10 protein-coding genes and 1 riboswitch are annotated in these 12,225 nt (G+C 34.6%); of the genes, 5 read left to right on the forward strand and 5 right to left on the reverse strand.

Features of this window, described 5'->3' with window-relative positions:
- The first annotated feature begins 159 nt into the window (after positions 1-159).
- Together eno and AC23MB_RS01735 are read left to right on the forward strand one after the other, a co-directional pair.
- Positions 160-1,452, forward strand: a complete 1,293-nt coding sequence (gene eno, locus AC23MB_RS01730; RefSeq protein ID WP_487786381.1) for a phosphopyruvate hydratase — start codon at positions 160-162, stop codon at positions 1,450-1,452.
- An 81-nt stretch (positions 1,453-1,533) separates the two neighbouring features.
- Complete coding sequence (locus tag AC23MB_RS01735; RefSeq protein ID WP_487786382.1) at positions 1,534-2,820, forward strand: citrate synthase; 1,287 nt, start codon at positions 1,534-1,536, stop codon at positions 2,818-2,820.
- Between the two features lie 111 nt (positions 2,821-2,931).
- Here the strand turns inward: AC23MB_RS01735 and AC23MB_RS01740 are convergent, their stop codons facing one another.
- Positions 2,932-3,804 carry a DMT family transporter gene (locus tag AC23MB_RS01740; protein ID WP_487786383.1) on the reverse strand — a complete coding sequence of 291 codons (873 nt, stop codon included), beginning with the start codon at positions 3,802-3,804 and terminating at the stop codon, positions 2,932-2,934.
- Between the two features lie 259 nt (positions 3,805-4,063).
- On the opposite strand from AC23MB_RS01740, the gene AC23MB_RS01745 reads away from it, so the two are divergent.
- From AC23MB_RS01745 to ctlX, 3 genes are all read left to right on the forward strand, one after another.
- Positions 4,064-4,978 (forward strand): dimethylarginine dimethylaminohydrolase family protein, encoded by a 915-nt coding sequence (locus AC23MB_RS01745; RefSeq protein ID WP_312322219.1) that lies wholly within the window; start codon positions 4,064-4,066, stop codon positions 4,976-4,978.
- Between the two features lie 65 nt (positions 4,979-5,043).
- Positions 5,044-5,144: riboswitch (SAM riboswitch) on the forward strand.
- A 138-nt stretch (positions 5,145-5,282) separates the two neighbouring features.
- Complete coding sequence (locus tag AC23MB_RS01750; protein WP_487786384.1) at positions 5,283-6,569, forward strand: O-acetylhomoserine aminocarboxypropyltransferase/cysteine synthase family protein; 1,287 nt, start codon at positions 5,283-5,285, stop codon at positions 6,567-6,569.
- Positions 6,570-6,653: 84 nt separating this feature from the next.
- Positions 6,654-7,577, forward strand: coding sequence for a citrulline utilization hydrolase CtlX (gene ctlX / locus AC23MB_RS01755; protein WP_487786385.1), 924 nt, complete (start codon positions 6,654-6,656; stop codon positions 7,575-7,577).
- 194 nt (positions 7,578-7,771) lie between these two features.
- On the opposite strand, the gene AC23MB_RS01760 is transcribed toward ctlX, so the two are convergent.
- The 4 genes from AC23MB_RS01760 to nadD form a co-directional block, all read right to left on the reverse strand.
- Complete coding sequence (locus AC23MB_RS01760; protein ID WP_487786386.1) at positions 7,772-10,027, reverse strand: TonB-dependent receptor domain-containing protein; 2,256 nt, start codon at positions 10,025-10,027, stop codon at positions 7,772-7,774.
- 267 nt (positions 10,028-10,294) lie between these two features.
- Positions 10,295-10,636, reverse strand: a complete 342-nt coding sequence (locus tag AC23MB_RS01765; protein WP_312322227.1) for a DUF3817 domain-containing protein — start codon at positions 10,634-10,636, stop codon at positions 10,295-10,297.
- Positions 10,637-10,678: 42 nt separating this feature from the next.
- Positions 10,679-11,599, reverse strand: coding sequence for an alpha/beta hydrolase (locus tag AC23MB_RS01770; RefSeq protein WP_312322229.1), 921 nt, complete (start codon positions 11,597-11,599; stop codon positions 10,679-10,681).
- A 29-nt stretch (positions 11,600-11,628) separates the two neighbouring features.
- On the reverse strand, positions 11,629-12,216 hold the full coding sequence (gene nadD / locus AC23MB_RS01775; RefSeq protein ID WP_312322231.1) for a nicotinate (nicotinamide) nucleotide adenylyltransferase: 588 nt from the start codon (positions 12,214-12,216) through the stop codon (positions 11,629-11,631).
- Positions 12,217-12,225: the final 9 nt, after the last annotated feature.

The raw sequence follows: 12,225 nt of genomic DNA on the forward strand, positions 1-12,225 counted from the left end.
TTCTTTTTCTTAATCAAGTGTTTAATGTTTTTTATTTTTACTATTAAAAACTTTTAATAATTCTATCAAATATTAAACAGGTTTCTATTAAATATCAATTCAATTGATTATTTTTGTAAACATTTAAGAATGAATATTAAATCAAATTAAAATTTAAAAATGAGTTACATTTCTTTTATCGATGCTAGACAAATTTTAGACTCTAGAGGTAATCCGACAGTGGAGGTTGATGTATTTACAGAAAACGGTGCTATGGGACGTGCTGCGGTGCCTTCTGGTGCTTCGACCGGTGAGCACGAAGCTGTTGAATTAAGAGACGGTGGCAACCTGTACTTAGGAAAAGGTGTTCTTAAAGCCGTAGAAAATGTAAAAGAAATTATTGCTCCAGAATTAATTGGTCTTCCTGTTTTTGAGCAAAATCTATTGGATCAAATTATGATTGATCTTGACGGCACTAACAATAAAGGTAATCTAGGGGCTAACGCTATTCTTGGTGTGTCTTTGGCCGCAGCTAAAGCCGCAGCTAACGAACTTAAAATGCCGCTTTATAAATATATTGGAGGTGTTAATGCTAACACACTTCCAGTTCCGATGATGAATGTTATCAACGGCGGTTCGCACTCTGACGCTCCTATTGCTTTCCAAGAGTTTATGATTATGCCAGTGAAGGCAGAGTCTTTCTCAGATTCATTAAGAAAAGGAACGGAAATTTTCCATTCATTAAAATCAATTTTAAAAGGAAGAAATCTTTCAACAGCTGTTGGTGATGAAGGTGGTTTTGCACCAACATTCAATGGTACCGAAGATGCTTTAGATACTTTGTTACAAGCGATTGAAAAAGCAGGTTACAAACCAGGTGACGATGTTATGTTGGCTTTAGACTGTGCTTCTTCTGAATTCTACGTTGATGGAACTTACGATTACAGAAAATTTGAAGGCGATAAAGGAGCGCACAGAAGTAGAGAAGAGCAAGTTTCTTACTTGGCAGAACTTTGTGCAAAATATCCAATTATCTCTATTGAAGACGGTATGCATGAGGATGACTGGACGGGTTGGAAAATGCTGACCGACAAAATCGGTGGGAGAGTTCAATTAGTAGGTGACGATTTATTTGTAACTAATGTAGAGCGTTTAGCAAGAGGTATTAAAGAAGATACGGCGAACTCAATCTTAGTAAAAGTTAACCAAATTGGTTCTCTTTCTGAAACGATGGCAGCGGTACAAATGGCTCAAAACAACAAATATACTTCTGTAATGTCTCACAGATCTGGTGAAACTGAAGATGCAACAATTGCTGATCTTGCGGTTGCTATGAATTGTGGTCAAATTAAAACAGGCTCTGCTTCTCGTTCTGATAGAATGGCGAAATACAATCAATTAATTAGAATCGAAGAAGCTTTGGGTGAAACAGCTATTTTCCCAGGAATGGACGCTTTCAAAGTAAAAAGATAATAAGTTTTAACAAAATTTTAAACGAGCGAACTTTCGCTGTTCGTTCTATTTTATGTATATTTAAACCAAAATTATATAATAATGTCAGATAATAAAGTTATACTGAATTACGATGGTAATTCTTATGAATATCCAATCGTTGACAGCACTTTAGGTGATAGAGGGATTGATATTTCAAAACTAAGAGATCAAACAGGTCTTATCACTTTAGATTTAGGATACAAAAATACAGGAGCTACGCTTAGTGACATCACTTACCTGGACGGTGATAAAGGAGAATTGTACTATAGAGGTTATCCTATCGAGCAAATCGCAGAAAAATCGAACTTTACAGAAGTAATGTATTTATTACTTCACGGTGAATTGCCAACAGAAAGCCAATTTACTTCTTTCGATAATAATATTAAAAAATACAACTTCGTAGCAGACGAAATGAAGAAAATACTAGACGTTTTCCCTCGTTCTGCTCACCCTATGGGAGTTCTTTCTTCTCTTACTTCTGCGTTAACAGCATTTAACCCGAAAGCTGTAAATGTAAACTCTAAAGAAGAAATGGATCACGCAGCAGAATTAATGCTTGCTAAATTCTCTCATCTTTGCGCTTGGACTTACAGAAAAACTCAAGGTTTACCAATCAACCACGGCGATAACAGCTTAAGCTATGTAGAAAACTTCTACAGAATGACTTTCAGATTACCAAACGAAGAGTTTGTAATGGATCCAGTTGTTGTTAGTGCTTTAGATAAATTATTAATTCTTCACGCAGATCACGAGCAAAACTGTTCTACATCTACAGTAAGAATGGTAGGTTCTGCACACACAGGATTATTCGCTTCTATTTCTGCAGGTGTTTCTGCACTTTGGGGGCCACTTCACGGTGGTGCAAACCAAGCAGTAATCGAAATGCTAGAAATGATTGAAGCTGACGGTGGAGATGTTAACAAGTGGGTAGAAAAAGCGAAGAGCAAAGAAGATAGCTTCAGATTGATGGGCTTCGGACACAGAGTTTACAAAAACTTTGATCCAAGAGCAAAAATCATTAAGAAAGCTGCTGATGATATCCTTAACGCATTAGGAATCCATGATAAAGCTTTAGATATCGCAATGCAATTAGAAAAAGTAGCGCTAGAAGACGATTACTTCGTATCTAAAAAATTATATCCAAACGTAGATTTCTATTCAGGAATTATCTACAGAGCATTAGGAATTCCTACAGAAATGTTTACAGTAATGTTCGCATTAGGAAGACTTCCAGGATGGATTTCTCAATGGAAAGAAATGAGACTTCACGGTGACCCAATCGGTCGTCCAAGACAAGTATATCAAGGTGCAGGTGTAAGAGATTACGTTGCAATGACTAACAGATAAGAAGTTTTAAACTTCAATATAAAACTCCCAAAGTAATTTGGGAGTTTTTTTATGATTAAGTTTTTCATTTAAGTAAGACTTTAAGGTTTAAATCTAGAAAGCTTTGTCGTTTTACTTGATAGTTTTTGGAGAAGATGACATGTTGAGAGAAACACCTATTAATATTAAAACAATTCCGATTAAGAGATTTCTTGTAAAGTCTTCATTAAAGAACAAAACGCTGACTGCAACAGCGATAACTGGTTCTAAAGCGCCCATAATTGCGGTTGGTGTCGAACCTATTTTTTGAATCGCTAAGACCAAAGCAACGCTCGATATTAAAGTTGTTACAAATGCAAATGTCACAAAATTGAAGAATATCGAATAACTCGGAATTGTTAAACTCTCTTTTAAAACTAAAGATTTCATCAAGAAATATATTGATGTAAACAGCATTGAATAAAATGATAATTTAATTCCTGATACATTAATTTTCGCTTTATTAACGATGATGATATACAGTCCATAAAATAAGGCACTTAACAAAACGATGCCTAATCCAACAAAATTAATTTCGAGACTGTTGCCTTTTAGACAAAGCACAATAACGCCTAAGAAAGTCAACAGAAGCGAGACGATACCCATTTTAGAAAGCTTTTCACCATAAAATAAAAACATTACTAATGCTACCAAAACTGGATATACAAACAAAACGGTTGATGCAATGCCAGCGGATAAATAATCGTAACCAAGGAATAGAAACTCCGAAGATAAGGCGTAAAATAATCCTAGAATTAATAGGACTAATAATTCCCCTTTATTAATTTTCAAATTCACTTTTTTAAAAACTAAATAAACGCCAACCATTATTGCAGAAAACAAAAATCGATAAAACAATGTCACATCCATCGAAAAGTTGATTTTCTTAATAGGAAGTATAAAAATGGGAATTAATCCGTACGAAATCGCAGAAATTGCAGCTAAAATATATCCTTGAGTCTTCATTTTTGTTGTTAAAACGCTGCAAAGCTACGACTAACTGTCTACATTTAGTCTATTGTACAGCTTTTTATAATTAACCAATAATTTTATTAAACGGTTTGTTTTAACCATTGATTTTAAGGGTTTTGGATAAAATTTCCCATAAATTGATTATTGCTGATATATTTTCTTTTTATTTAAGCTTTATATAGATGATATTGCTGCTGTAGACGACTATGAAAATGTTATGCAATCATTATATTTGTGACAGACGAGTAATTTTATGAAGCTTAATATTAAAAACGAAACTGGAAGACTAAAATCTGTTGTTTTGGGGCAACCAAATTCCATTGGTGGCATACCAAGATTGGAGGAAAGTTATGATGCAAAATCCTACAATTCTATTCTGAAGAATATTTATCCTAAAGAAGTCGATATTGTTTCGGAGATGACGGCTTTCGAAGAGGTGCTTCTAAAACACAATGTCAAAGTTTATCGTCCAGAAGTTATTGAAGATTATAACCAAGTTTTTGCACGTGACGTCGCTTTTGTTATTGATGATAAAATGATTATTTCTAACATTATCGAAGATCGCGCTGATGAGCAGGAAGCTTATCGTAAAATTTTCGAAAAAGTAGCTTGGCGGAATATCATTAATTTGCCAGAAACTGCTCATATCGAAGGCGGAGACGTGATTGTTTGGGACGATTTCATTTTTATCGGGACTTGTTATAGTCAGGATTACAGAAGTTTTAAAACCGCTAGAACTAACGAATATGCCATCGAAATTCTAAAAGAATATTTTCCAAAAAAACGTATCCTCGATTTTGAATTAAAGAAAAACGATACCGAACCTTATAAAGGAATTTTACATTTGGATTGTACATTTAATCCGATTGGGAAGGATAAATGCATTATTTACAAAGATGGTTTTGTAGACGAAAGCGATTATCAATTAATTGTTGATATTTTTGGAGAAGAAAACTGTTTCCATGTTGATGATCAGGAGATGTTTGAGATGGTTCCTAATGTATTTTCAATTTCGCCAGAAGTGGTTGTTTCGGATAAAACTTTTACAAGAATGAACAATCATCTTCGTGATGTTTGGGGAATTACGGTGGAAGAAATCCCGTACAGAGAAATCTCTAAAATGGGCGGTTTGTTGCGTTGTTCTACTATGCCTTTGGTGAGAGAATAAAAATTTTTCTTGCAGATTCAAAAATTAGTTAATACTTTTGTTTTGTAATTCTGAAATAAGAATTACACTTATCCAGAAAGATGGAGGGAATTGACCCGATGAAATCTTGGCAACCTGCAAATGTAAGGTGCCGCATTCAACCTCAAGATTTGAGGAAAGATAAGTCAGAGACACTTTTTGAAAAGTATTATTAAAAATATTCAAAAAACTCTTTCGACTTGTCGGAAGAGTTTTTATTTTTCCGGCAATTGCTCGACATCTTGGATAAGTTTTTAGTTGATTAACGATTTAAAATTTATACAAAATGAGCAATTTAAAATTCGAAACTTTACAAGTGCACGCAGGACAAACCGTTGACAGAGATACAAACAGTCGCGCAGTTCCTCTTTATCAAACAACTTCTTATACTTTTAATGATGCGCAACATGCTGCGGATCTTTTCGGTCTCAAAGCTTTCGGAAATATCTACACCCGATTAATGAATCCCACAACTGACGTTTTCGAAAAAAGAATTGCAGCTTTGTATGGAGGCGTTGGCGCTTTGGCGGTTTCTTCTGGACAGGCAGCACAGTTTATTGCGATTACTAATATTTTGCAAAATGGTGATAATTTTGTGACATCACCATATTTGTATGGAGGAAGTCATAACCAATTCAAAGTGAGTTTTGCAAAATTTGGGATTGAAGCCCGTTTTGCAAAAGACGACAATCCTGAAGATTTTGAAGCTTTAATTGATGAAAATACCAAAGCTTTGTATGTCGAGACCATCGGAAATCCGACGCTGAATGTAGCTGATTTCGAAGCCATTGCAGCTGTCGCTGGAAAGCATAAAATTCCGTTGATTGTTGATAATACTTTTGGAGCTGGTGGATATTTGTTTAACCCATTTGAGCATGGAGCAAGTATCATTGTTGAGTCGGCGACCAAATGGATCGGCGGTCATGGTACAAGTGTTGGCGGCGTTATTGTAGATTCTGGAAAGTTTGATTGGGCAAATGGGAAATTCCCGTTGTTGTCTCAACCATCGGCTGGTTATCATGATTTGGTGTTTACAGATGTTTTTGGTGTCAATTCAGATTTTGGGAATATTGCATTTATCATTAAAGCTAGAGTAGAAGGTCTTAGAGATTTTGGTCCTGCGATTTCGCCGTTTAATTCTCATCAGTTGTTGTTAGGTTTAGAAACTTTATCACTTCGTTTAGAAAGAACAGTTTCTAACGCACAAAAGTTAGCAGAGTTTTTAGAAAATCATCCAAATGTCGAAAAAGTAATTTATCCAGGACTTGAAAGTTTCACTGATAAGGAAAATGCAAAAAAATATCTAAAACGAGGTTTTGGAGGTGTTCTTAATTTTGAAATAAAAGGAGGAAAAGATTCTGCGGTTCAATTTATTAATTCATTAAAATTGGCGAGTCATCTTGCAAACGTAGGTGATGCTAAAACATTGGTTATCAATCCATCATCAACAACGCACGAGCAGTTGAGTGATGCCGAACAAAAAGCAGCGGGTATCACGCCAGGACAAATCCGAGTAAGTGTTGGTATTGAACATATCGACGATATTATTGCGGATTTTGAACAAGCATTTTAACGATTCTGAAAACAAAATTATAATTTTAAAAGTTCCGTAGTTATTCTGCGGAACTTTGCTATTTTTGTGACTTAACTAAAAATTATGCAGACAACGAATACAGTTTTGATGATTGAGCCGATAGCTTTCGGTTATAATGCCCAAACGGCGGAGAATAATTATTTTCAGGTAGAGCAAAAAGGTGCTGAAGTTCAGGAGAAAGCTTTAGCGGAGTTTAATGCTTTTGTTGAAAAACTTAGAAGTAAAGGTATTAACGTAATCACTATTAAAGATACTTTGGAGCCGCATACGCCAGATTCTATTTTTCCGAATAATTGGGTGAGTTTTGCAGAAGACGGAACAGTTGTACTTTATCCAATGTTTGCTCCAAATAGAAGAGTAGAACGTCGTCAAGATATTTTAGATCAAGTTAAAGCTAAAGGTTTTAATATCAGTAAAATAGATGATCTTAGCGGAAGCGAACAAGATGAAAAATTCTTGGAAGGCACCGGAAGTATGATTTTCGATCATGATAACAAAATTGCTTATGGTTCTGTTTCTTTAAGATTGGATGAAAAGTTGTTCCGTGAGTTTTGTGCTAAATACAATTATACGCCAGTTGTTTTTCATTCGTTCCAAAGTTATGATAATGAGCGACTTCCTATTTATCATACTAATGTGATGATGTGCGTTGCGGATCGTTTTGCAGTAATCTGTTTAGAATGTATTGATGACGAGGACGAAAGACAAAATGTGGTGAACAGCCTCGCAGATTCTGGAAAAGAAATTGTTGAAATCACCGAAGCGCAAATGCAACAGTTTGCTGGTAATATGCTGCAAGTTAGAAATGATGAAGGAAAAACTTATCTTGTGATGAGTCAGTCGGCTTATAAGTCTTTGATTGATAGTCAAATAAATCAAATTGAAAAGTATTCCGAAATTATATATTCGGATCTTGAAACCATTGAAACCAATGGCGGCGGAAGCGCTCGTTGTATGTTGGCTGAGGTTTTCTTACCGAAGGATTAGTTTCTATGGATGACAAACTCCCTAGCCCTGATGGAAGCGACATCCTTTGGCGTTGGAGTGAGGCGGCGGAGCGTAGCGGAGCCGTCCGAGCGACAATGCTAAAGATATAGCGGACAGCAGGATTAGCTCCTAATAAAAAAAAACTTCAGTACAGGCTGAAGTTTTTTTGTTGAAAAGTTTAATTATAATTTAGATTAACGTGTTCTGGATTTGATATCGCCAGCAGCACTGTCGATGTCTCTTACTTTTTTAACTTTTTGATTTCCGAAATTATATGTAACACTCGCTGTTAAGCCTCTTCGGAAAGAGTTATTAGACAGATAATTGAAATTTCCGTCAGCTTGTTCATCTTTAATTTTTACAATATTGGTTCTTAACACATCGTTGACATTAACCGCGAACGTCCAATTGTTCCAAAGTTTTTTGATGCTTAAATCTAAACTAGCAAGGCTCTGCAACTGTCCAAAGTCGATTTGTTGTTTATCTACATAAAAGAAGTTGACGCCTGCAAACCAGGTTTTTGCTTTGTCCAAACGGATTGTGTTGTTGGTTTGAATTAATAAACTGGTTGATTTTTTTGTATTTGTATACGTGTCAAAAATTTCGCCAGTTGTTGGATCTGTGTTCAAAGTTCCGTTATTAATATTATGTTGAAAACCGATATTGAAATTGGTTGTTAAATACTGGTTAAAGAAATTTTTCTGCATTCCCAACATCGCTGACATTTCTTGTTTGTCGCCATAATTGCTGCGAATGTAAGCCAATTGTCTGTACGTATTTCCGTCACGGACAACATCTCTTTGTAACGGAACCATCGTAATAACATCTTTAAAATACGAGTGGTTAAGAATCAAGAAATATGAATTTTTAAACATATACGTCAACTCCTGATTATATATCGAAGACGCTTTTACAAATGGATTATTTTGCGTGTAATTGTCTTGTGTAATGATGTTTCGTACGGGATTCAATTCCCAAAAACTTGGTCTTCTCATTCGGCTAGAGAATGCATACGAAATATTATTCTTATCATTAATCGCATAATTCAGATTTAAATATGGCAAAATATTGTTGTAGTTTTTCTCAACAAGTGCCATGTCTGGTCGTTCTGCTGGCGGATTATCCGAAGTCCCGATGCTGTTAGTGATTTCGTAGCGTGTTCCAATTTTTCCAGAAAATTTATCAGAAAATTTCTTTTCCAATGTTAAATAAAAACCATAGATATTTTCATCATATTCAAATAAGTTTGGTTTGTATTTAGTTGCTTCGTTTGCTGCGAAATTCGTGCTTTCGTATTTCGTGTCATTTTTAGTTTTCGTTTTATTATAATTTCCACCAACCGAAATCGAAAAATCATTTTTAAATTTCTTGATGTAATCTGCCATTGCAGAAATATTGTTGATATTCTGTGGCGTATCTTGAATAATTTGATTCGCTAAAGCACCTTGATTCCAATTGGCGTCTGAAGCATAAGTTCTGTTATCCGAATCTTGAATTCGTTTGTAGGTAAGATAAGCAGCATTCAAATTTAATTTACTTCCTTCTTCATCGGTTTTCAATTCATAATTCAAATTGAAATTATTGTTGTAAGATCTGTTATTGAGCACATTTCGGCTCAAATTATAAAAACGATTCGTCAGATTTCCGTTATCGTCGTAATTGCTGTACGAGTTGTTAAGTAAAATTGTCGCGCCTTTACTATTACTCGCCCAAGAGTTCCATGACAACGCAAGATTACTTTTGTAGGTTAATTGATAATCCATGTTGATGTAACCACCCAAGTTTTTCTCAGGACTATCGATTGGACCAACAGATTCAGTTACTGTATTTTTATTTCCGTTTCTGATGATATATTCTTGAGGTTCGATTTCTTGACTTCCTGTGATATTGGCGTTAAGACCGAATTTTCCTTTTCTATAATTTAACGAAGCACTGCTGGACGTCGAGTTGTATTTGTTTTGAGTGTTTGACATTCTTAAATTTCCGTTAAGTCCATCCGTCATTTTTTTCTTCAAAACAATGTTAATGATGCCATCCGAAGCCTCCACTTGATATTCGCTTCCAGGAAGCGTAATAACTTCAATCTTTTGAATGTTTTCTGCAGGTGTGTTTTTTAGAAAAGAAGCCAAAGATTCCGCATCCATATTAGATTTTCTTCCATTGATGTACACAATCGCGTTATTTTTCCCAGCGATTTTTAGTGTTTTATCGTCGGTTGTAGAAAGAAGTGGCGTTTGCTTCAACAAGTCAAAAGTTGTATTTCCTTTGGCAACAGGAGAAGCTGCAACGTCGTAAACAAAACGATCACTTTGCTTTTTGAAAACTTGTTTTGTAATCATAACAGCTTCAATCTCTTTTGTACTTTGAGATTTGATTGTGTCATTTATTTTTTGTTGAGCAATTGCAAATCCACTGTAGAATAATGCGGCGATTAATATTGGCGTTTTCATAATAGTAATTTTTTAGAAGTGTGTATGTTTTAATATTGAACAAAGCAAAGATATATATTAAAATCAGTATTATGCAATACAAAGTACTAAAAATGTTTTTTATTTAACTGTAATATACTGGTTTTCAGTTAATAAAATTTCGTTTAAAATTTAATGCTTTATACAATTAGACAACAAGTCTTATATTTTTGTTACAACAAGGCACAAAAAAACACCGAAAAAAAATTCGGTGTTGCTTATTTTGAATTTCAATGTTAAAATTAAATACTATTCGCGATCTTTTCGGGCTAACTTTTTTTCAACCCAAATCGTTGCGAAAGGGAAGAAAGCTGCTATGAGCGCAATGACAGAATCTTCATCATCCCAATTGTAAATTTTGCGTGCTGGCACACATAATAGAAGATAAAGTGTGAAAAATAAACCGTGGATATTTCCGACAATGATGATAAAAATCGTTGGCAAAAGTCCTTCTTGGTCATAACGTTTCCAGATCATCGCGAAACCGTAAAGTAACAAACATGAAATCGCTTCTGCAACGCAAACCTGCTTAAACCATTTTAGGACTTTTTCTTCTGGATATTTTGAAAAGTATTTTTCGATGAAATTCATAATTCAGTTTAGTTTTGAGCATACATAACTCAAGTTTTGAAACTATTTTTTTATTTTAAGTTTAATAAAATCTAAAAATTGATTTTGCTGATCAATAAACAAATAATGCGAACAATTATCAAGAATTCTAAAATTGTTTGCTCCTACAATATTACGCAAATCCGTTAACTGTTTCGCTGAAAAGATGCCGTCATTTTGTCCATAAATGGCAAAAAGAGGGATTTTCTTTTTCGTAATTTCTAAAAGCACTCCCTTGTTATCTAGATTATTTTGAGTTTCATTTTTATAAAATAATAAAGGCGAATTATGGTTTCTAAAATTAGTTTTATAAAACTCCGAATTTTCAAATTCTTGTCTCAAATTTTGACTTTCTGTTGTCGGATTTGGCATCGAAAAATACCCCAAATCACTAGCAATATCATAAGTTTTCTTTCTGTATTCCGCTGAGTTTTTGTTCAGACTTTCAATCGTAGAAATTTCTCGAAGTTTATTTTCATCATTTTTAAAAGCTGATTTCGCGTTCTCCAAAATATGATCATAAGTCTCTTGTTGCGAGACCAAAGCGCCTGCAAGTATAAGAGATTTTACTTTTTCAGGATAATGATTGGTGTAAAGTGTCCCAACAATTCCGCCAAAACTATGCGCCAAAATGTTGGCTTTCTCTAGATGATACAACTCGTAGATTTGGTTGAGGTCGTCAAAACTTTCTTGGAAAGTCATCGTCGCATTCTCATCTTTGGAACGACCTTCGCCGCGTCTGTCATAGACAATAACATAAAAACCTTTGTCTGCTAACTTTTGCGCGGTTGTTGCTTCGAACAAATTCGAATTTCCGCTTGGTCCACCATGGATAAAAATAATCGCTGGGTTTTTCTTGTCGCCATAAGCTTTAGAATAAAGATTTTGTGCTTTCGAAATACCAAAGCAAACAAATGAAAATAGAATGCTGAAAATAAGTTTCATTTAATGCAAATTATCAAATAATTGAAAACTTATTTATAAAAATTACTTCCATCTAAGTATTCAAAAACTTCTGGAGGAAGCATTGGACGGACATTTTTGCCTTCTTTAATCATGTTACGTATGTCAGTTGCAGACAATTCGATAATGGGCGCGTTGATCAGAATGATATTTTCGCCTTCGGAAGTGTAGTCGTTATTTTTCTTTTCACCTTCAAACAGCCTTGGATAGACAATAATTTGATGATTCTTTATTAAAACTTCAGCGTTTTTCCATTTATGAAGTCCCGCCAAATTATCTTCACCCATGATCAAACTAAACTGGTAATTCGGGTATTTTTCGTGAAGATAAGTTAAAGTGTCAATGGTGTAACTTGGTTTTGGAAGCGAAAATTCAACATCCGACGCACGCATTTTTGGATAATGTTTAATAGATAAATTCACCATATCCAATCGATTATGATCGGCAAGAAGTGATTTTTTATCTTTAAAAGGATTTTGCGGACTTACCACAAACCACAATTCTTCCATATCCGATTTTTCCAGAATATAGTTGGCCAAAATCAAATGTCCAATATGAATGGGATTAAACGAACCGAAAAACAAACCGATTTTTTTCATTTTTAAATT

This window comes from Soonwooa sp. T0.1_25 (assembly GCF_057652215.1).

Bases quoted from the DNA above. Each gene is read 5' to 3' on its own strand.
- AC23MB_RS01770 (WP_312322229.1), bottom strand. From the start codon at position 11,599: ATGAAACTTATTTTCAGCATTCTATTTTCATTTGTTTGCTTTGGTATT.
- AC23MB_RS01760 (WP_487786386.1), bottom strand. From the start codon at position 10,027: ATGAAAACGCCAATATTAATCGCCGCATTATTCTACAGTGGATTTGCA.
- AC23MB_RS01740 (WP_487786383.1), bottom strand. From the start codon at position 3,804: ATGAAGACTCAAGGATATATTTTAGCTGCAATTTCTGCGATTTCGTAC.
- AC23MB_RS01745 (WP_312322219.1), top strand. From the start codon at position 4,064: ATGAAGCTTAATATTAAAAACGAAACTGGAAGACTAAAATCTGTTGTT.
- nadD (WP_312322231.1), bottom strand. From the start codon at position 12,216: ATGAAAAAAATCGGTTTGTTTTTCGGTTCGTTTAATCCCATTCATATT.
- eno (WP_487786381.1), top strand. From the start codon at position 160: ATGAGTTACATTTCTTTTATCGATGCTAGACAAATTTTAGACTCTAGA.
- ctlX (WP_487786385.1), top strand. From the start codon at position 6,654: ATGCAGACAACGAATACAGTTTTGATGATTGAGCCGATAGCTTTCGGT.
- AC23MB_RS01765 (WP_312322227.1), bottom strand. From the start codon at position 10,636: ATGAATTTCATCGAAAAATACTTTTCAAAATATCCAGAAGAAAAAGTC.
- AC23MB_RS01735 (WP_487786382.1), top strand. From the start codon at position 1,534: ATGTCAGATAATAAAGTTATACTGAATTACGATGGTAATTCTTATGAA.
- AC23MB_RS01750 (WP_487786384.1), top strand. From the start codon at position 5,283: ATGAGCAATTTAAAATTCGAAACTTTACAAGTGCACGCAGGACAAACC.